General features: G+C 65.0%; 20 protein-coding genes. 5 read left to right on the top strand and 15 right to left on the bottom strand.

The window, feature by feature from the left end; genetic code table 11:
* Positions 1-57: 57 nt before the first annotated feature.
* The gene (locus PMI42_RS28000; RefSeq protein ID WP_008140557.1) at positions 58-2,154 is read left to right on the top strand and encodes a GumC family protein; all 2,097 of its coding nucleotides are present in this window, start codon (positions 58-60) and stop codon (positions 2,152-2,154) included.
* Between the two features lie 7 nt (positions 2,155-2,161).
* Here the strand turns inward: PMI42_RS28000 and PMI42_RS27995 are convergent, their stop codons facing one another.
* Positions 2,162-3,508: a lipopolysaccharide biosynthesis protein gene (locus PMI42_RS27995; protein ID WP_008140554.1), complete on the bottom strand. Its 1,347-nt coding sequence runs from the start codon at positions 3,506-3,508 to the stop codon at positions 2,162-2,164.
* 436 nt (positions 3,509-3,944) lie between these two features.
* On the opposite strand from PMI42_RS27995, the gene PMI42_RS27990 reads away from it, so the two are divergent.
* Entirely contained in the window at positions 3,945-5,156 is a 1,212-nt protein-coding gene (locus PMI42_RS27990) for an FAD-dependent oxidoreductase (RefSeq protein WP_008140552.1), read from the top strand.
* A gap of 12 nt (positions 5,157-5,168) precedes the next feature.
* Here PMI42_RS27990 and PMI42_RS27985 read toward each other — a convergent pair whose 3' ends face one another.
* Together PMI42_RS27985 and PMI42_RS40555 are read right to left on the bottom strand one after the other, a co-directional pair.
* On the bottom strand, positions 5,169-6,305 hold the full coding sequence (locus PMI42_RS27985; protein WP_008140550.1) for a GNAT family N-acetyltransferase: 1,137 nt from the start codon (positions 6,303-6,305) through the stop codon (positions 5,169-5,171).
* Positions 6,306-6,510: 205 nt separating this feature from the next.
* Entirely contained in the window at positions 6,511-6,657 is a 147-nt protein-coding gene (locus PMI42_RS40555; protein WP_240535293.1) for a hypothetical protein, read from the bottom strand.
* Between the two features lie 13 nt (positions 6,658-6,670).
* On the opposite strand from PMI42_RS40555, the gene PMI42_RS27980 reads away from it, so the two are divergent.
* From PMI42_RS27980 to PMI42_RS40675, 3 genes are read left to right on the top strand one after another with little or no spacing between them, the layout of a single operon-like run.
* A complete protein-coding gene (locus PMI42_RS27980) occupies positions 6,671-7,810 on the top strand; it encodes an O-antigen ligase family protein (RefSeq protein WP_240535292.1) in 1,140 nt (379 codons plus the stop codon).
* 13 nt (positions 7,811-7,823) lie between these two features.
* A complete protein-coding gene (locus PMI42_RS27975; protein ID WP_008140545.1) occupies positions 7,824-8,840 on the top strand; it encodes a glycoside hydrolase family 5 protein in 1,017 nt (338 codons plus the stop codon).
* Between the two features lie 44 nt (positions 8,841-8,884).
* Positions 8,885-9,007 carry a hypothetical protein gene (locus PMI42_RS40675; RefSeq protein ID WP_283805807.1) on the top strand — a complete coding sequence of 41 codons (123 nt, stop codon included), beginning with the start codon at positions 8,885-8,887 and terminating at the stop codon, positions 9,005-9,007.
* Here the strand turns inward: PMI42_RS40675 and PMI42_RS27970 are convergent.
* The 12 genes from PMI42_RS27970 to PMI42_RS27915 are packed head-to-tail and all read right to left on the bottom strand — an operon-like array spanning position 8,974 to position 19,795.
* The gene (locus tag PMI42_RS27970) at positions 8,974-9,600 is read right to left on the bottom strand and encodes an FMN-dependent NADH-azoreductase (RefSeq protein ID WP_008140540.1); all 627 of its coding nucleotides are present in this window, start codon (positions 9,598-9,600) and stop codon (positions 8,974-8,976) included. The two genes, PMI42_RS40675 and PMI42_RS27970, sit on opposite strands and share 34 nt — an antisense overlap.
* Positions 9,601-9,603: 3 nt before the next feature.
* Positions 9,604-11,181: an isochorismatase family protein gene (locus PMI42_RS27965; RefSeq protein WP_008140539.1), complete on the bottom strand. Its 1,578-nt coding sequence runs from the start codon at positions 11,179-11,181 to the stop codon at positions 9,604-9,606.
* A gap of 22 nt (positions 11,182-11,203) precedes the next feature.
* Positions 11,204-12,052, bottom strand: coding sequence for an N-acyl homoserine lactonase family protein (locus PMI42_RS27960; protein ID WP_008140536.1), 849 nt, complete (start codon positions 12,050-12,052; stop codon positions 11,204-11,206).
* A 30-nt stretch (positions 12,053-12,082) separates the two neighbouring features.
* Positions 12,083-12,967, bottom strand: coding sequence for an amidohydrolase family protein (locus PMI42_RS27955; protein ID WP_008140534.1), 885 nt, complete (start codon positions 12,965-12,967; stop codon positions 12,083-12,085).
* Entirely contained in the window at positions 12,964-14,085 is a 1,122-nt protein-coding gene (locus PMI42_RS27950; protein ID WP_008140532.1) for a vWA domain-containing protein, read from the bottom strand. Before PMI42_RS27950 ends, PMI42_RS27955 begins: the two co-directional genes overlap by 4 nt.
* Positions 14,082-14,963: an AAA family ATPase gene (locus tag PMI42_RS27945; RefSeq protein ID WP_008140531.1), complete on the bottom strand. Its 882-nt coding sequence runs from the start codon at positions 14,961-14,963 to the stop codon at positions 14,082-14,084. The genes PMI42_RS27950 and PMI42_RS27945 overlap by 4 nt, the downstream gene beginning before the upstream one ends.
* A 12-nt stretch (positions 14,964-14,975) precedes the next feature.
* Entirely contained in the window at positions 14,976-15,998 is a 1,023-nt protein-coding gene (locus PMI42_RS27940; protein ID WP_008140528.1) for a xanthine dehydrogenase family protein molybdopterin-binding subunit, read from the bottom strand.
* The gene (locus tag PMI42_RS27935; protein WP_008140526.1) at positions 15,999-17,594 is read right to left on the bottom strand and encodes a xanthine dehydrogenase family protein molybdopterin-binding subunit; all 1,596 of its coding nucleotides are present in this window, start codon (positions 17,592-17,594) and stop codon (positions 15,999-16,001) included.
* Between the two features lie 12 nt (positions 17,595-17,606).
* A complete protein-coding gene (locus PMI42_RS27930) occupies positions 17,607-18,083 on the bottom strand; it encodes a (2Fe-2S)-binding protein (RefSeq protein ID WP_008140523.1) in 477 nt (158 codons plus the stop codon).
* Positions 18,084-18,089: 6 nt separating this feature from the next.
* Positions 18,090-18,908: an FAD binding domain-containing protein gene (locus PMI42_RS27925; protein WP_008140522.1), complete on the bottom strand. Its 819-nt coding sequence runs from the start codon at positions 18,906-18,908 to the stop codon at positions 18,090-18,092.
* Complete coding sequence (locus PMI42_RS27920) at positions 18,909-19,352, bottom strand: SRPBCC family protein (RefSeq protein WP_035966867.1); 444 nt, start codon at positions 19,350-19,352, stop codon at positions 18,909-18,911. It abuts the gene before it with no gap.
* A 5-nt stretch (positions 19,353-19,357) separates the two neighbouring features.
* Positions 19,358-19,795, bottom strand: coding sequence for an SRPBCC family protein (locus PMI42_RS27915; protein WP_008140518.1), 438 nt, complete (start codon positions 19,793-19,795; stop codon positions 19,358-19,360).
* Positions 19,796-19,847 lie beyond the last annotated feature (52 nt).

Genomic DNA, 19,847 nt, shown 5'->3' with positions numbered 1-19,847 from the left:
ATTTACGGTGGAGCAGGCCACTGAACAGTGTTCGCCAGTTGAATCCGAGTAAAATCCATGACGTTCGGTCGCGGCGCAGAGCCGACAAGTTCCGGATCGACCGGTGTCGCCGCGTCGTGGCAGACTCGGAATGCATCGAAAGGTGAAGCTGGCGGAGCCTCAGCGCGTGCTGGCGGCGCGCTCACCGCCCAGGGGGCGCTCTCCTTCGTCAGGGACAACGCCCGTCGCATCCTGACGCTTGCGCTTGCGATCTTCGCCCTCGGCGTCGTCGTTCTCCTCGTCATTCCCGTTCGATTTGCCGCGACCGCGCTGGTCGTCGTCGATCCCCGCGAGCAGCGCGTGACCACGGAGCAGGACGTCCTGCCTGGTATCGGGCAGGACAGCGCCGCGTTGCAGAGCCTGGTCGAGGTGGCGAAGTCCGACGGCTTCCTCAAGCCGCTGATCGAGCAGCTCAAGATTCAGGATGACGAAGACATTTCCGGCGGACACACCGATCCCGCGCGACTGCTCGAGCGATTTCGCAATCGCCTCGACATCTCCCGGCGGGGATTGACGTATGTCATCGCCATCCGCTTCACCTCGAACCGTCCAGAGCGGGCGGCTTACTATGCGAACGCGATCGCGGAGGCGTTCGTCGCCGGCCAGAGTCGCAACCGCACCGAGGCGACCGACGATGCGGCCGACTGGCTGAGCAGCCGGCTCAAGACATTGAATGACCGGCTGAGGGCCTCGGAGGACGCGGTCGCCACGTTCAAGCTCGACCACAGGATCGTCAACGCCGGCAAGGACTCCACGACCCAGCAATTGCGCGTGACCGAGCTGTCGCAGCAGGTTGCCGCCGCGCGCGCCCGGACCGAAGAGGCGAAAGCGCGCTTTGAGCAGGCGCAGCGCGACGTGAAGGCGAATGTCGAGGCGCCTGCCAAGCAGGATCTGCTGAGCGCGCTGCGCGCGCAACGGTCGGCGCTCAACGATCAGATCGCGCAGAAGCGCGCGGTGTTCGGCGATCGCCATCCCGACCTCGTGATGTCGTACAGCCAGCTGAACGACCTCAACAGGCAGATCGAGGTCGAGCGGGCCAAGGGCATCGATACCGCCAAGTCGGAATACGAGGCCCAGCGCGATCAGCAGAAGGCGCTGGAGAACCAGATGAAGGCGGCTGAATCGCAGCTCCTCGTCGACGGTCAGGCGCTGGTGAAGCTCCAGGAATTGCAGCGCGACGCCGAAGCCAACAGGAACATCTACGAGCAGTTCCTGGCGCGCTCCAAGACGACGAATGAGCAGCGCCTGTTGCAGAGCTCGCAGACCAAGATTGCGTCCGCGGCCGTTCCGCCGCTGCGCTCGACCCTTCCGCCGCTGCCTTTGCTGCTCGCCGCGCTTGCAATCGGATCGCTGCTGACATCGACGGCGGTCGTTGTCGCCATGGGACGCGGATCGGACGACATCGTTGAAGAGGTTCGCGCTCCCGATCCGGCACCGCGCCAGCCTGCGGCGTGGCCGCGTCCGCCCGTGTGGGCCCGCATTCCCGATCTGGTGCCTGGCGCTGCGCCCAGAAACATCTGGCAAGGTCCGGCGTCCGGGACGACTGAACTCGATCTCGGCCCCCATCTGCGTCCGCTCCTCGACAGACTTGAGAAATTGCCGGCAGCGCGGGGCAAGGTTGTCCTCGTGATGTCGGTCGGCAAACGTGCGGGAGGCAACACCGTCGCGCGGTCGCTGAACCGATGGGCGGTGAACAAGGGGAAGCTGAGCGTCCTGATCCGGGTCGAGCCGGACCTTGGCGGTGCCGGGGCCGGAGAGGCCAGGGGGCACGCGGACGGTACGACCACGGCAAGCTTTCCCGGTGTCGACGCGCTCTTGAGCGCCGGCAGGAGGCCCGAATTGTCACCAGCCGAGGATATCCGTTCGGAGTTCGATCTCATCGTCGTCCACGCGACCTCGCTGGCCCTGCAGCCGGAGGCGACAGCGCTCGCCGCGCACGCCGATCTGGTTGTGCTGGTCGCGCGCGAGGACGCGATCGATTCAGCCGCGATGCGCAGGGTGACGGCCGCGCTCTCCCGCTTCGGCGGCGTGCCGACCGGAATCGTCGTCAACCGCGTGACCGCCGATCCATCGTCGGCGCAGCGTCGGGGCGAAGTGTTGGGCCTCGCCGGCTGATCGGCGGCTAATCGCCGGAGTCGGCACTGCGGACCGCAAGGCTGCCGCGTTTCGATGCCGAGAAACGCAGAAGCACCAGAATGGAAGGGTCGACCCCGGTTCGCCGGCGGCAGAGAATGTTGAGCGCGATGGTCGCCAGCGCCAGCGACACGGTCGCCGAGATCGCCGCGCCAAGCACGCCGAGCCAGGGGATCAGGACGAGAAATCCGGCCAGCCGCAGCGCCACGTTCGCCGCGACGACGGGCACATAGATGCGTTCATGGCCGGTGAGCTGCAATATCGCCGCGGATGGACCACCTGCCGCCTGGATCGCCGTTCCGATCGCGAGCACGATCAGGACCCAGTGCTGCGCGGCGAAGTGCGGCCCGAACAGGCTGAGAAGATAGGGACTGCCGATCCAGATCAGGAGGAGGCCGCCTATCACACAAAGTGCGGTCACTTCCGCCATCAGCTGCAACGTTCGCTCGAACTCCTGATGGTTCTTGCTGAAGTACAACGACGGAAGCCGGCGTGCGCCGAAGCTGTAGAGCGCGGCTGACAGCATGGCGAAGATGTTGGCCAGGCGCGACGCAGCGAAATAGATTCCGGCGGTTGCCGGGTCCAGCAGCCAGTAGACCAGAATGACGTCGAAATACTGGTTTGCCGCTTCCAGGATGGATGCGACCCAGAAATGCAGCGCGCTCGACCTCCAGCGCGAGGTCTCGGAACGCGCCGGCGTGCCGCGGAAATCCGGCAGCGCCCGCGCAATCGCAATGATCTGGGCGCCAAGGCCTACCGACATCGCGATCGTCATCACGGCGATCAATTCGGCTGGGTCGAGCCGTCGATGACCGAACAACATGACGAGCAGGAACAGCACAACGATCGCCCGCCAGAAGAATTCGCGGTTGCCTTCGCCCATGAGAATGCTGACCAGCGAGCGCGCGATCTGGCTGCCAAGCATCAACCCGGCATTCACGGCAGTGTAGGCCGACACCGCGAGGATCAGCAGCCACCAATCGCCTCTCAAGCTCGCGGCCAGTGCGACGGCGGCGATCGCGACGAGCATCGCGACGGAGGACATCTTCAGGCTCGATAGCAGCACGCCTTTGGTGAGGTCGGGCCTGTCCCCGACGTGATACTCGTTCAGGAATCGTACCAGCAGCGATTCCTGGCCGACCAGTCCCACCACGGCCGCGATCTGGGCAACCGAAAGCCAGGTTGCGAAGATGCCGAACCCGTCGGGCGACATCGTCCGTGCCGCGAGCGAGAACAATGCAAACGCAAGCGCGCCGCTACCAACCTTGAGCAGGATGGTTCCGGCAACACCGCGTGTCACGTCGCGCCGCATGAACTGGATGATGGTTTCGATCATGGAAGTCTAAGGGGCAACTCTCCCCTGAAGGGATACGTTCCGATATCGGGGACAACCTAGCATGCCGGAAAACCACGAGTGTTAATGGAGTGCCTCCGTGCGCCTGTCGGTCGCGGCTCCGCTTGACGATATGCTCGCTGCGTCATGGTGAAACACCTTCGTCCGAATTGTCCCGGATCGAGCAAGAGCCGACTTTGTCGAACCGCGAGGTGATGCCGCTCCGGTGAGAGGCGACCATGCATTCGACCGTAACGCTGCCAAGATCCGGTCTTTGTCGGGCAACTCCGGGCAAGACACATGCCGGTCGTCTCCTCGCCGGATTGGATCCCGGATTCATTAACCTCGATCGCCGGAAATGATCGCATTCGGCACCGGGATGCGACATCAGGCGGGAAAATTGCACAAGGAACCACCGTTAACCGTGGGAGCCTGAACCATGACGGCGGACAGCACCGTGACCGAGCCGATCGCCACGACGATTGTGGCTGATATCGCGATCGTCGGCGGCGGCCTGGCGGGCTCGCTTGCGGCTTCGGTCCTTGCGCGGGCAGGGCATCGTGTCGCACTGGTGGACAAGCGTGCGGTTCATCCGGAGGAATTTCGGGTCGAGAAGATCGGCGGCCGGCAGCTCGAGATGTTCCGCAAGCTCGGCTTCATCGATGGTCTTGCGAGCGCTGCCTGTCGATACGACCGCGTGCTTAATGTCAGGGAAGGCAGGGTGGTCGATGTCAGCGTCGGCCAGGCTTACGGGCTTCCCTATGCCGATCTCGTGGCGATGGCACGCCGCCAGTTGCCCGACCCGTCCAGCCTGATCGTCGACGAAGTCACCGCCATCGACTGTAGCGACGATATCCAGCATCTTGCGCTTGCGTCGGGACGACGCCTGGAGGCGCGGCTCGTCGTGCTGGCGACGGGCATGGCGGGAGCGCTCGGCTACAAGCTCGGCATCAAGCGGCACGTGCTGGCCGAGCGCCATTCGGTATCGTTCGGATTCACGATCGCCCGCCGGGATGGCGCGCCGTTCGATTTCGAGGCACTGACCTGCTATGGCGAGCGGACGGCGGATGGTGTCGACTATCTCAGCCTGTTCCCCGTGCGCGCCGGCATGCGGGCAAATCTCTTCATGTTTCGTGATCCGACCGATCCGGTCATGCGGGAGCTGCGCCGCGACACGGAGGCGACGCTGCTGCGATTGTTGCCGGGATTGCGGCCCTTCCTCGGCGATTTCCGCGTGACGGACCGGGTGCAGAATTGGGTGATGGACCTGTCCGTTGTCGAAGGGCACCTCCGGCCTGGCGTAGTCCTCATCGGCGATGCGTTCCAGACCAACTGTCCTGCCGCAGGAACCGGTGTTGCCCGTCTGCTGGTGGACGTCGAGCGTCTCTGCGCCGAACATGCGCCGCGCTGGCTCGCAACCGCGGGCATGGGCACGGAGAAGATATCGCAGTTCTACTCCGACCCCGACAAGATCGCGGCAGACCAGCAGTCGCTGAAGATGGCGCGGTTCCGTCAGGCGTTGACGTCCCGCAACGATATCGGCTGGGATGTGCGGCGACGGCTGCATTTCCTGCGGCGCAGTCTCACCCATCGTGTCGATCAGATGCGGCCGGGTTGGCTTGCGCAGGTCCGAAGCGCCCTGCGCGCCTGAAGGTAGTGCCGCTCAGCGCGTGGGCGTGGAGGTGCGGGTTGGCGAGAGCCGAAACTCCGACACTCGCTTGGCCGCCAGTTTGAGCCAGGGCGCCTGCTTCAGGGCGAACAGCGATATGGCGCCGGCGGTGCTGCCGGCCTGCGTGACTGCCCACATCGGCGAAGGCTGTCCGCCGAACAATTTCTTGTACGGCTCGTCGCCGATGGTGAAATCGAGCATCTGATCGCCGCGCTCGATGCAATCCCTTGCCACGTGTTCGAACATCAGCGCGCCCAGGGACTGGCTCTTGTAGCCGTCGATATCGAAGGCACTCATGATGACGAGGAAACTGTCGCGATGGTGCAATCCGAGCACGGCGGCGATCACCTGGCCATCCATCTTCATGGCATAGAGCCGCACAAAGGAGCCGAGGCCGCGCACCGCGACGTCGGAATAGAAGTCGAAATATTCGGGGCGCTGGAGCAGGTCTCCGTCGCCCTGCGACTGAAAGCGCGGACCGCGGAATTTCCTCATCACCTCCAGCGCATCGAAGACGGAGGCTCGATCATCGCAGCATGAGAAACCCAGCGCGCCCTTCTTCTGGAGCTGGCGATATTTCTTTGCGAGCTCCTTCTGGTAGGAGCGATCCAGCGCACTGGCCCGCCATTGCTCGAACGGCGCGACGAGCACTGTCGCATAGGCATTGGTCTCCATCGCCGCCCGGCGGGGCGCTGCCAGGAGATTTTCGATCGGAAGCCGTCCGTCCGGCAGCTTGGTCATCCGGAGCAGATCGAAGGGACGGACGAGATCGCGAATTTCGGCACATGCATCCGCGTCTCCGAGCAGCTCGGCAAACACGTCCGGGCTGCAGACCGGCGCAAGATAGTCGGAGACACGGAGGTCGGCGAATTCGACGGTCCGTATCGGACCGCGTCGGATCCGGAGCAAGGGCAGCACCATCGCCAGGGCGCCCGTCGCGCGGCGGCGGACCACGACAATCAGAGGGCTTGCGCCGGCATGAGAGGCCAGCCTGGTGTAGAGGCTGTGCAGCCAGAGCGGATGCTGGAACGCGGTGGCGGCCGAGCCGTCGAACAGCTCTGCATATTCCGGAGACATGAAATCGAATGCCTGCTCGGCGGCAACATCGAAATTATTGCTGGACGTGTTCATGCAGAACCAGGGAAATCACATCACTCGGGAATATCAATCGAGCCGGCGTTTTATAGCAGGGGAGTGAGGAACGAGATACCGACTGCGTCGGATTTGCATTAATATATGGAACCGGCTTCGTATCGTTAACGAACCCTTAATACCTCGCAGCCGCGTGCGGGGAGCCCACCCGCGCTAGCAAATAATTAACCGCGTTTAAGGAAGGTCAATTCATGGCCAGCCTAGAGACCGAGGTGGACTCCGGGGGACCCGGGAGCGCGATCTGGAAGACGCGGAGCGGCGGCGTCGAGAAGATTGCCAGGGTCGCCATCGGCTGCTCGATCACCATCAACGTCGTTGCGTCGATGGGCACCTTCAACACCGCATTGCTGCCGGCGGAGCTGACCTATCTGCAACAGGCCGTGGCGATCCTGATGTGGGGTGTCCTCATCTACGCAAGCGCATTCGTGCGCCCGCGTCTGCGTTTGCAGTTCAACCCCGATTTGATCACGCTGGTCGCATTCTACGCTTTCGCCGTCATCTCCGTGTTTTGGACCAGCCTGAGTGCCGCGGCGATCATGAAGAGCGCGGCGCTGGCGATGACGACCTTCGGCGCATTTTGCCTGATGACACGGATCGACCTGGACGAGGTCGTCGGGGCTACGGCCTTCGGGCTTTTCATCCTGGTCGCCGCATCGGCCTTCTGCGCGCTCGCCGTGCCCGATATCGGGATCGACCATAGCTGGATGCACAATGGTCAATGGCAAGGCGTCTATGAATCGAAGCAGACGCTGGGTTTCGTCGGCGCCTACCTGATGTTCTTCGCCTGCTATCTGAAGATGAGGGGACAGGGGTGGACGGTTTTCCTCGTGACATTTCTGCTCGCGTCAACCTGTGTCCTCGCGTCGGAATCGCGCGGCGCGGGTGCTGTTGCTCTGGCCGCCTGCGCGCTGCTGGTAACCGCGATGTGGTCGGTCATCTGCATGAGGCTCTACGCGATCCTCCCGTTCGTCATGTGCTTGCTGGCCGGCGGGTTGATCTTTTACTTCTATGCGACGGGATATGACGCCATCCATGTCGGCGACGCGACCATCGATCTGACGGAGCGGACCTTCATCTGGCACTACGCAATCAGCCATTTCGATGATGCACCGTTGCTGGGCTTCGGGATCAACGGCTTTTGGACCATCCCGTCGGTCTATGACTATTTCGAACAGAACCACGGCTGGGTGCTCGACAATTATCACAGTGGCTATATCGCGATCCTTATGGAAACGGGATTTTTGGGGTACGTGCTGTTTGCCGGAAGCGTCTTTCTGTTTTCGAACAAGGTTCTCCGTCTGATTTCTGCCCGCGCGATCGAACGATCGCATTGCGCCCTCATCATCGGGTTTGTCGTGCTGAGTTTTCAGACCAATTTTACGGAGACGACGTTTCTCCGCTCGACGATGTTCACGTCGGTGCTGCTGGTGGCGTTTTTCCTTGCGACATGCCGGCCGGTGCGGCAGGCCGATCGCTCGTTCTGAGAATGGAAGCAAGATGACCGCCATCTGTGCCCGCTGGCCGAGAAGCCTCAACCTTGCGGCAAGGGCACTTTTCTTTGTATTGCTTGGCGCCCTTGGCGCCGGGCAGGCCGCTTCCCGTGAACTGCCGAAATTGGGGCGCGGCATCAACATTCTCGGTTATGACGGCATCTGGGAAGGCGGCCAGAACGCACCCTTTCGCCTGGACAATCTGACGACGATCAAGAGAGCCGGTTTTTCACACGTCAGGATCAATTTCTTCGGCTTCAAGTTCATGGGGGCCGGGAACGTGCTGGACGAGACCGTCCTGAGGCAACTTGATGCCGTCATCGAGGAAGTTCTCGCGCGCAACCTCATCCCCGTCCTGGACGAGCATGATACTCACGTTTGCCAGAGCGACGTGTCCGGATGCGCCGACAAGCTCAAGGCCTTCTGGCGGCAGATCGCCGAGCGCTATGCCGGCAGATACCCCGCGCTGGTGTTCGAGGTCTTGAATGAGCCCGGTGGGCAAATGACGCTCGCCGACTGGAATGCGCTCCTCGACGCGTGCCTGGGCATCATCCGCCGCACCAACCCCGAACGGCCGGTCATTGCCGCGGTACTCAACTCGGATGACATCCCTGTCGACGCCTTGGTTTTGCCGGCCGACGACAGGAGCATTATCGTCACGTTCCATTACTACGCGCCGATACGATTCACGCATCAGGGCGCGCCGTGGTCCCGCACGTTTTCACGGATCGGCCCGCTGGATTGGGGCAGTCCGGATGACGAGGCGAGGGCAGCCGCCGACTTCAGGAAGATGAGTCTCTGGTCGGAGAAAGCGCAGCGCCCCATCTATCTCGGCGAGTTCGGGGTCTACGAGCGCGCGCCATCCGATAGTCGTGCGAGATATCTGTCGTTCGTGGCACGAAGCGCCGACAGGCTTGGCTGGTCGTGGGCCTATTGGCAGTTCGATCATGATTTCGCGGCCTTCGACAGCGCGCGTCAATCCTGGAAGCCGGACATCCTGCGTGCGCTGATCCCGCCGCGCTGATGTCGTGGCTATCGAGCGGATCCTCGGGCCATGACGATGCGGTCATGCAAGAGCTGCCCGGCCTGATCGACGTCAGCGCCGACCTCACCGACTTCGTCGAGACGGCGGCTCGCATTGGCGGCGTTGCCGGGCATCAGAAAGTCGTGGCCATTGCAGCGAGGCGTTGATAGGCCCTTTCGCGGGCAGCCTCGATCGGCTGCTGCGGTCCGGCGGTTGGCCCGACCGGCACGAAACGGACGTTGCTGATTCCGACAAAGCGCAGGATTTCTCGCAGGTAAGGCGTGGCCATGTCGACGCGGCCGCGGTTCATTCCGGTGGCGAAGTCACTGCCGCTGGCGAGGATGACCAGCGTCGGCCGGTCCTTCAGCAGAGGGAGATAGCCCCGCGACGGATCGAATCGAAAGGTGAGCCCGGGCTGGACGATGATGTCGAACCATTGCTTGAGCTTGTAGGGGATACCGAAGTTCCACATCGGCGTCGAGATCAGCACCCGATCGGCGAGTGACAAGCGCAGCGCCATCCGCTCGGCCTCGGCGAAGCTGTGACGTTGCGGCTCGCTGAAAGTCTGCGCCATCATGCGTGCATATTTGGCCTCGACGATGGGGCCTGCGAATTCCGGCATCCGCTCCCGCCAGATGTCCGAGATGTCGACGTCCCAATCCGGCCGCGCCTGATGAAACTTGTCGAGGAAGATGCGCGCGGCAGCACTCGACTCGGAGTCGACGCGTGGCGAGCAGGACAGGTGCAGGAGCTTTGCCACCGCTCATCCCAGCGCTCTGATGACGGCATCCGCCCGCGTGACGACGGCAACGTTCTGCATGGCAAAGTTGATCGAGGCGGAGTGCCAGTCGGCATTCATGGTCGAGCAGCAGTCTTCCGGCACGATCATGAAATAGCCCTTGTCGGCACCGGTGCGCGCAGTGTGCTCGACCGACATGTTTGTCCAGGCGCCGGTGTTGATGATCATGTCGCGGCCGGTGGCCTTGAGGATCGTCTCGAGTCGCGTGCCTTCCCAGGCGCTCATCCGCATCTTCTCGACCACGAAATCGCCGGGCCGCGGCTCGAGGCCCGAGACCGGTGCGGCGCCCCAGCTGCCGCGCACCATGGCCTTGCTGTCGACGAGGCCCTCGAACAGTGGTGCATTCAGCGTCACGCCGGGGGCGCCGGGCTCGACCACGAACCAGACATGGATGATCGCGACGCCCCGCGCGCGAGCGGACTCCGCCAGGCGCCGGACATTCTCGACCACATGCTGCTGTTTCGCGTGACCGGGGGCGCCGGACTCGGCAAACGCGCCGCCGTCCATGATAACGTCGTTCTGAAGGTCCTGGATGATCATGGCGCAGCGGTTTGGATCGAGCCGCATGTCGCCGTCCGCGAGGATCGGCGCCGCAGCCGCAGGGCCGGCGCTCGCGGCGCCGCCGCTGCTACGCCTGCCGCTCATATAGGGCTCGTGCCGCGGCCCGGCCTTGGTCGGGATAGCGTAGACCGAATGCGTCGAGGTCAGGTACAGCGTGCGGAAAACCGGCCCGCCCCAGGCGAGGTTGGCGACCATCTCGGGCACGCGAAGTTTCCCGAGCAGCTCGGCGCGGGGCGAATAGACCCACACGCCGCCCGGCGCGGTGACCCAGACATTGCCGTGCTGGTCGCACTTCATGCCGTCGGGCAGGCCCGGCTCGAGCTCGGAGCGGATGCCGCTTGCGAACACCCGCGCATTCGACAACGTGCCGTCGGCATTGACGTCGAACACGCGGATCAGTGCCTGCACGGTGTCGTTGACATAGAACAGCTTTTCGTCGGGCGAGAAGCACAACCCGTTCGGCTGTTCGAACAGGTTGCGGTCGACCACCAGCTTGGGTTCGCCGCTGGGCACGATTCGATAGACGCCCTGAAAGCCGAGCTGGCGCGGCCGCTCGACGCCATAGACCGGCATGCGGCCATACCATGGATCCGAGAAATAGATCGCGCCGGAAGAGTGCACGCAGACGTCGTTGGGGCTGTTGAGCTCCTGTTCGCCAAAGTGGGAGGCCAGCACCTCGCGCCGTCCGTCCGGCCGCTCGCGGACCAGCGACGAGGTCGCGTGCTCGCAGACGATCAAATTGAGCTCGGCATCGTAGGTCATGCCGTTGCACTTGTTCGACGGGCGCTTGACCTCGACGACGCCGCGCCGCGCGTCCCAGCGCCGCCGCACGTCGCCAGGCATGTCCGAGAACAGGAGATAATGATCGACCGGATGCCAGATCGGTCCTTCCGTGAAATCAAACCCTGTGCCCACCTGCGCGACCGGCGCATAGGGGTCGATCAGGGTCTCGAATTCGGAGCGCAAGGTGACATGCGTCATCGGTCGATATCCTCAGGTCACGTCAGGCCGGAAACCAGTTGCGTGCGGGCAGCGACTGCACGATGGGGCCGGGGACCTGGTCATGCAGCCGCCCCACGACCGTGCCGCCTTCGATCTTGGCGGGACGGTCGTGCACCGGCAGCAGATAGCGCGAATTGCTCAGCAGCTTCTTGATCGAGGCCTTCTCCGCGCGCTTGCTGGTGCCGTGGTTGCCGGTGGTGCGCGGCTCCCAGTCGTGGATCTCGTTGAATGGCGTCACGATCTGGTCGTTGAAGTCGTAGATGACATCGCCGCAGATGGTGGCGATGCCGTCTGCGGTCTCGACGATGACGTTCATCGAGCCCTCGGTATGGGCGTTGGCGGCGTCGCAATAGACCCCGGGCATCAGCTCGATCGGGCCGGTGATCTCGAGGTCGAGGAAACGCAGCGCGCTCTTGGTGTGCAGGCGGTCGATCAGATGCTTGATGTCGGACGCCGGGTATTGCGGATGCATCAGGCCGGACACGGAATATTCGAGCTCCTTGCGGTTGACGACCACAGTGGTGTTCATCGGGAACAGATCGTCCTTGCCGGCGTGGTCGATGTGCAGGTGGGTGTGGCAGACGAAGCGGACGTCCCCCATGCGCACGCCGTGGCGCGCAAGCTGGTTCTCGATCATGTGCTCGTGGTACTGCAACCCGCGCATACCCAGCGTCTCCATGATCTGGTTGGAGCGATAACCGGTGTCGACCACGACCGGATATTTGCCGCCGAGGATCAAAAAGCCGAGCGTGAGGACGCGGCGGGTGCGGCCGCAATCGCGGCCGAGGACCAGAAAGCTCGATTCAAGCTCGATATCGCCGTAGTCCAGGATCTTGATCTCCAGCGCCATTCGTTGCCCTCCCTGTTTTGCTTTTATCTGTCAAAGCCGATAGACGTGCGTGGCCGTCGTCCTGAAGATCGCGTCTTGCTGCTCGCTGCTCAGTGGCGCAGCAGCCGTGCGAAACGCAGCGACCAGCTCGCGGTAGCTGGTCCACAATTTCTCGATCGGGAAATTGGAGCCGAACAGGCAGCGTTCGGCGCCGAAGATTGCGACGGTATCCATGACCACGGCAGCGATGTGGGTGGGCTCATTGCGGTGAATGAAGGTGCCGAGCCCCGAGAGCTTCGAGACGACGTTCGGGCAGGCCGCGAGCCTCGCCATACCGGCGCGCCAGGCCGCGCGCCCCGCCGGCGAAAGGTCTTCGAGCATGCCGGCATGCTGGAGGATGAAGGTGACCTTCGGGCAGGACTCCGCGAGCTGCGCCGCGTCCGTCATCTGCGGCGTGAACACCTGCAGATCGAAGCTCCAGCCGTAGTCGGCGAGGTACGCGACGTTGCGACGGATCACGGGATCGACGCAGAGATCGGGCTTGGCCGCGAAGCGATAGAGCGGATTCTCGTGCCAATGCAGCTGCATCCGTACGCCGCGCACCAGCGGATAGCGCTTGAGGCGGTCGAGCTGCGGGCGCACGTCGTCCACGGCAAAATTGGCGTAGGCGACGATCGCATGCGGCCAGCCATGTTCCTCGGCGGTCTGTTGTACCCAGGCCGTCTCGTCCTCGAAACGGTCGTTGGCCCAGTTGGTCTGGACGTAGACCGAGCGGGTGACGCCGGTGCCCTTGAGGTCGTCGAGATATTCCTCAATCGGATAGTCGCGCCGGATCGGCTCGTAGGGTCCGAAGATGCGGGGCTGCATGGGGCCGGTCAGCCAGGGCAGGTCGGCCTGCCGCCAGATGTGGTGATGCCCGTCGACAATCTCGGTCACGCAACTCTCCTTCGTCCCAGTGCCAGTACATGCGCGACGATCGACGCGCTCGATCCGCCGTCGACGAGGTCATCGACATAACGCGCGATCGCCATGAGGGCTTCGGTCTGCGGCTGGAATCCCGGTCCTGTCGCGAGCGGCGTCAGCCAGCTCACGCGCCAGGCCCGGCGCGACAGCTTTGCCACCGCGTCGCGCAGCGCATCGACATCGCCGCGCTCCAGCCCGTCCGAGACGACCACGACGGCCGCTCCGCGCGCATAGCCTCCGAAGCGGGGCACCGCGAGGAAGGCCTGCAGCGCATCGCCGATGCGGGTGCCGCCGTCCCAGTCGCTGACGAGATGCGCGGCTGCACTCAGCGCTTGCTCGCGGCGCTTCAGCCGCAGCGCGCGGGTGACGCGGGTCAGCCGCGTGCCGAAGGTGAAGACCTCGACATTGGGCGCGGCCTGCACGAGCGCATGGGCGAGCTTGATGTTCTCCTCGGTGCGGCTCTTCATCGAGCCGGAGACGTCGATCAGCAGCAGAAACTTTCGCGGGCGCTGGCGCCGTTTCATGTGGCCGAGCCGCAGGATCTCGCCGTCGCTGCGGACAGAGTCGCGCAAGGTGCGGCGGAGATCGGCGAAGGGCCCGCGGCGGGCGCGCATGCGCCGGTGTCCGCGCCGCCGCGGCAGGCGTCGCGGCGCCTCGCGCGCCATGCGGCGGAGGGCCTCGGTCGTGGAGAGCTGGGCGAAGCGACGTTCGACCAGCGCCTCGGTGCGTGTCGCGGTCAGGCCGGACTCGTTGGCCTCGTCGGAGAGCAGCGGCTCCTCGTCGCCGTGACCTTCTTCCTGAAGCCTGACGGTCTCGTCGTCCTCGCCGTCGTCGGCGTGCTCGATCGCCTCGCTGCCGCGGAAGTGCAGATCGAAAAGCCGGTCGAAGGTTGTGCGGCGTTCGGGCGGCGGGGCGAGGGTGGCCAGCGCCGCCTGCCTGATATCCCGGAGGTCGCGCGGCCCGAGCAGCTCGATCGCGGTGAGGAACGCGGTGGTCTGTTCGGGCGCGACGGCGAAGTTGTTGGCGCGCAGCAGCGCGACGAAGGAGACGAACACGCGCGCTGCTCGCGGCAGTTGCAGCTCAGTGCTCATGCCGTCGCCTCCGCGAGCATGGCGTCGAGGCGGGGCGAGATGAAGTGCAGGTCTTCCTCGTCCTTCAGCGCCACGCCGATCGAGCGCTTGAAGGCGTCGGGCCAGCGCGCGCCGCCCTTGTTGAGCAGCGTCGCGGCCTCGGCCCAATCGACGGCTTCGGCGATGCCGGGCGCCTTGCTGAGCGGCTCGCGGCGGAGCTTGCCGACGGCGGCGACGACGGCCCGCGCGGTCGCCTCGGCGACGCTGGAGGCCCGCAGCATCACGATCCGTGCTTCGCGCTCCTCGGTCGGATAGTCGATCCAGTGATAGACGCAGCGGCGGCGCAGCGCCTCGTGCAAATCGCGCGTCCGGTTCGAGGTCAGCACGACGACAGGCCGCTCGGCGGCGCGCACGGTGCCGCGCTCGGGAATCGAGATCTGGAAGTCGGAGAGGAATTCGAGCAGGAAGGCCTCGAACTCCTGGTCGGCACGGTCGATTTCGTCGATCAGCAGCACGGTGGAGTCGGGCGCGCGCAGCGTGGCGAGCATGGGACGTTCGATCAGGAACGTCTCGCCATAGATGTCGATGCTCTCGTCGCCGGCCTGGCGGATCGCGAGCATCTGGCGCGGATAGTTCCATTCGTAGAGCGCGGCGGAGGCGTCGATGCCCTCGTAGCATTGCAGCCGGATCAGCCTGCGGCCGAGCACGGCGGCGATGGCCTTTGCGGCCTCCGTCTTGCCGACACCCGGGGCGCCCTCGAGCAGCAGCGGCTTGCCCAGCGCAAGGCCGAGATAGGCGGCGGTCGCAAGGCCCTCGTCGGCGAGGTAATAGGCCGCGCGCAGCGCCTTCTCCAGCGCCTCCGGGCTATCGATGCCGACGATGTTGCTGCGGACCGCCATGGACGAAATCCCTTAGTGCCGGGCCTGCGGCCGCGCGCCGCCCTGGGCCTTGATCGCGCGCAGCACTTTTTCAGGCGTAATCGGCAGATCGTCGATGCGGACGCCGACGGCGTTGAAGATCGCATTGGCGACTGCAGGCAGGACCGGATTGGCGCACATCTCGCCGGGGCCCTTGGCGCCGAACGGACCGTCGGGGGCAGGACGCTCGAGCACGGCGATATCGTGCGGGCAGATGTCGCCGGGGCCGGGCATCAGATATTCGACGAAGTCGCGCGGGCCGTGAACAGGTTCGGGATAATAAGGCTCTGGCGTTTCGTAGAGCGCGTGACTGACGCCCATCCAGGCGCCGCCGACGAGCTGCTGCTCGACGAGGCGCGGATTGAGCGCGCGGCCGAGCTCATAGGCGGAGTCCATCCGCACCATCGCGACTTCGCCGGTCTCGTCATCGACATCGACCTCGGCGACGAGGCAGGCATGAGCGTAGCAGGTCGCTGGCGACATCTCGCCGGTTTCGGGGTCGACGGCGGAGAGCGGCACCAGGAAGATGCCGCGGCCGGAAATGGTCTTGCCCTGCTTGAATTGCGCAGCGATCGCGACATCCTTGGTCGAGATCGAGCGGTGCGGCGCGCCCTTGACGTGGATGTTGCCGCGCCCGTCAGTTTCGAGATCGGCGGCATTGACCTCCAGTTCCTCGGCGGCCGCCTCCATCATGACGCCGCGCGCCTCGCGGGCCGCGGCCATCACGGCGTTGCCGACGCGGTGGGTGCCGCGCGAGGCGAACGAGCCCATGCAATGCGGGCCGGTGTCGGAATCCGCCGTGTCGACATAGACGTCCTCGACCGGCACACCCAGCGTCTCCGCGCAGATCTGGCGCGTCACCGATTTCATGCCCTGACCGAGGTCGATCGACGACAGCGCCACGGTGAACTTGCCGCTCGGGTTGGAATGTACCAGCGCCTGGCTGGGATCGCCGCCGAGGTTCATGCCGATGGGATAGTTGATCGACGCGATGCCGCGTCCACGATGCCGGGTCATCTAACGCCTCCTGGTGCCGAAGACGGAGGAGAAGCGGGTCGCGCCATGCGAGGGCGCGGCCGGCCGTGGTGGGGGCGGCGGCGGTGCCGGTGGTGGCGGATCGCGCGGCGGCTCGCGGGTGACGGTGGGCGGAAGCCGGTCATAGCTGGTGCGCTGCTGGACCGGCGCTGTTGACCTGGCGCGCGAAGAGTCCGTAGGCGTCGGTGGAATCACGGCGCGGCTGCCGCCGCCGTCCTTGCGCGAGGCGGCCCGCTTGAACTCCTCGCGGAGCGGCCATTTTGCTTTTTCGGCCGCGACCTGAACGCATTCAATCAGTGCAGTGTTCTTGGCCTCGCGCCGGTGTGCCTTCATGTCGCCGTCGCGATAGGCGTTCAGAATCCGGAACTCCATCGGGTCCATGTTTACGAGGTGAGCCAGCTTGTCCATCTGGCACTCGATGGCGAAATCCATCGCGGTGACGCCGAAGCCGCGCATGGCGGTGGCGGGCGTGCGGTTGGTGAAGACGCAATAGACGTCGCCATAGACGTTGGGGATGGTGTAGGGCCCGGGCAGATGCGCGGCGCATTTCACGGCGGCGTAGCTGGAGAGCCGCGTATAGGCGCCGCTGTCGAAATAGGCGCGGATCTTGCGCGCGACGACACGGCCGTCGCGCATCACGCCGTCCTTGATGTAGATGCGCTCGGCGCCGCGCGGCGGGCCGTATTGCATCTCCTCCTCGCGTCCGAACACGTAGCGCACGGGCCGCCCGGTCAGCATCGCGCCGAGAATGGCAAGCGGCTCGGTCAGCGTGTCGACCTTGCCGCCAAAGCCGCCGCCGACCGTGCCGCCGATGAAGTGGAAGGTGTTGGACGGAACGTCCAGAATCTTGGCGCAGGTGTCGACCGAGAAGAACAGCGCCTGCGTGGAGGTATAGACGACATAGCGGCCGTTGGTGTCGGGAGCGGCAATCGCACCGTTGGTCTCGGTCGGCGCGTGCTCGATCGGCGACATCTGGTAGCGCTGCTCCAGCACGTGGTCTGCCGTTGCGAGCGCCGCGTCGGCATCGCCGAAGCGCAGCTTCTGGTGGTCGTAGACATCGTGATAGGTGAACGTGTTTTTCGGATAGGTCTCGTTGACGACGGGTGCGCCGGGCTTCAGCGCATCCTCGACGTCGAACACGGCCGGCAACGGCTCGTAGTCGACCTTGACCTTTGCGATCGCCTCAAAGGCCTCGCGCTCGCTATCGGCGACGATGGCGACGATCGGCTCGCCCTTGTAGCGCACCTTGTCGACCGCCAGCGACGGCTCGTCGTCCTTGCCGAAATTGATCAGGCTCAGAAGGGTGTTGAGATTGACCGGCACGTCAGCGCCGCGAATGATCCGGCGCACGCCGGCCGATCGCTCGGCCTCGGTGGTGTCGATGCGGCGTAGCCTGGCATGGGCTTGGGTCGAGCGGACCACCTTCAGATGCAGCATGCCTTGCAGCTTGTGGTCATTGAAGTAGCTGGACGTGCCCGTGACATGGCCGAGCATGTCCTGCCGCTGGGTGCCCTTGCCGATTTCCTTGAGGTTATCGTCGCGCTCGTCGGCGAAAATGTCCTTGCGCAGTTCCAGCATGATCGCGTTCCCTTACGCGCTGACCCGGCCGCCGGCGGCGGCGAGGATGGCGTTGATGATCGGCTCGTAGCCGGTGCAGCGGCAGATGTTGCCGGAAATGGCCTCGATCACCTCGTCGCGGCTCGGCGAAGGATTGCGGTCGAGCAGCGCCTTTGCGGCCATCAGCATGCCCGGCGTGCAATAGCCGCACTGGGCGGCAAAATTGTCGGCGAAGGCACGCTGGAGCGGATGCAGGTTCGGACCCTGCTTCATGCCGTCGAGCGTCTCGATCGAACGGCCCGCGACGGTTTCCGCCAGCGTCAGGCAGGACAGATGAAGCTCGCCATCGATCAGCACGCTGCAGGTGCCGCAGCCGCCCTGGCCACAGCCGAATTTCGGCGTCATGTCGCCGATCAGCTCGCGCAGCGCGGCCAGCAGATTGGTGCCGCCATCGACGAAGATCGCGACGTCGCGGCCGTTGTGACGAAATTGCAGGGGGATTTTGGACATGGGGCTCTATTCCTGTCCCGACAGCAAACGGCGCAGATGCACGCCGACGATCTCGCGGCGGTACCAGGCGCTGCCGAGCGCGTTGTCGGATGGCGATGTTCCTTCGGTCGCGGCGGATGCCGCGGCCGCGATGGTCGCGGCATCGAGTGAGCGGCCTTCCAGCGCGCGCTCCGCGGCGCGGGCGCGGATTTGCGTCGGGGCCATCGAGCCCAGTGCGATGCGGGCACCCGCGATCCGGCCACCGCTGATCGGCAGATGCGCAGCCAGCGTGATCACCGAGCCGCCCTTCGGCTTGATGCGCGCGATCTTGCGATAGCGGAAGGCCTCGGTGCTCACCGGCCGGGTGCAGGACACCGACAGCACCAGCGTCCCGGCCTGACGCTCGCGCGCCTGCAAGAACTCTTCAATCGGGATGTCGCGCGAACCGAAGCCGCCTTGCACGGCGATGGTGGCATCGAGCGCCAGCAGCGCGACGGTGAAGTCGCCGTAGGGGTTTGTTGCAAAGAGATTGCCGCCCACAGTTCCCATGTTGCGCACGGCGGGGCCGCCGATCGAGCGGGCCGGGGCATGGAGGAATCCAAGGTCGCGCTCGGCGAGCACGCGCGCGAAGGTCACGCCCGCGCCCAGCGTCACGCGCGGGCCGGCTGCTTCGATCCGGGTCAGCGCCTGGTCCTGGGCGCGGACGACGGTCGAGATCGCAACATCACCCTCGTTCAGCGCGCGCATCACCAGCGTGCCGCCGCCGAGATAGCGCGCGCTGCGGTCCGAGGACAGCGCCCCGGCCGCCTCGCTGGCGCTGGCAAAGGTCTTCACTGTCACGGCCATCTATGCGGCCTCCTTCAAATGCCGGCGGATCGCCTCGAAGCCGGCCTGGTAAATGTCTTCGGCGACCATGTGGGTGATGCGGTCCCTGTCCTCAGGCCTGGTCGTGAAACGCGACTCCCAGTGCCAGAAGGTGCGGTCGCCGTCGGTGACCGGCAGCAGGCGGACATGGGCGATGTAGTTGAACATCGGGATCGGCGTATCGAGCAGGCAGTAGCTGAAACTCTGTTCAAGATCGGACAGCGCCAGCAATTGCTCGCGCAGCTCGGCGCCGTCCTTCAGCTTGAACCGCCTGATGCAGCCGATCTTGTCCGAGGAATGCGCGCGCTCGATCGAGGAGGTCGCGACCGCCGGGTACCAGCGGTCGTGCCCGTTGAAATCGCGCAGCACCGACCACGCCGCATCGGTCGGCGCGTCGAGGATGGTGCTCTTGACGATATGCGGCACCGCCATCAGCCTCCGAACACGCGCTTCAGGGCATCGAAGCCGCCCTGGAACACGCCACCGCCGATATTGCCGACGAGCTCCGTCTCCCGCTCGGGTGCGCAGTCGAACTCGGCGGTCCATTCCATAAACGTCTGGTCGCCGTCGGTGACGGGCGTGAGCCGCAGGGTCGCGACGTAGTTCTCGACGCCCATCGGCGATTCCAGGATCGAATAGGTGCAGAACATGTCGTAGTCGGAGAGGCCCAAAAGCTTCTCGCGGATGCGGTCGCCGTTGCGCAGGCGAAAATCCCTGACGCAGCCGATCTTGTCGGAGGGCTCGCCGCCCTCGATGCGGCTCTCGGCGATCGCCGGATGCCAGTTCGGCAGGCCGTTGAAGTCGCGCACCCGCGCCCAGACGCGGTCGTTGCGCGCATTGACGACGGTGGAGACGTAGACCCGGGGCATGGCTCAAACCTCAGCTCTTCTTCCGCGGGCCGCGCTCGGCCGGCGGCTCGCC

Origin of the sequence: Bradyrhizobium sp. YR681 (assembly GCF_000282615.1) — a bacterium.
In the GTDB taxonomy this organism is placed as follows: Bacteria; Pseudomonadota; Alphaproteobacteria; order Rhizobiales; family Xanthobacteraceae; genus Bradyrhizobium.
Note: the sequence above shows the minus strand (reverse complement) of the source record. Positions and strands in the feature narration are given on the sequence as shown.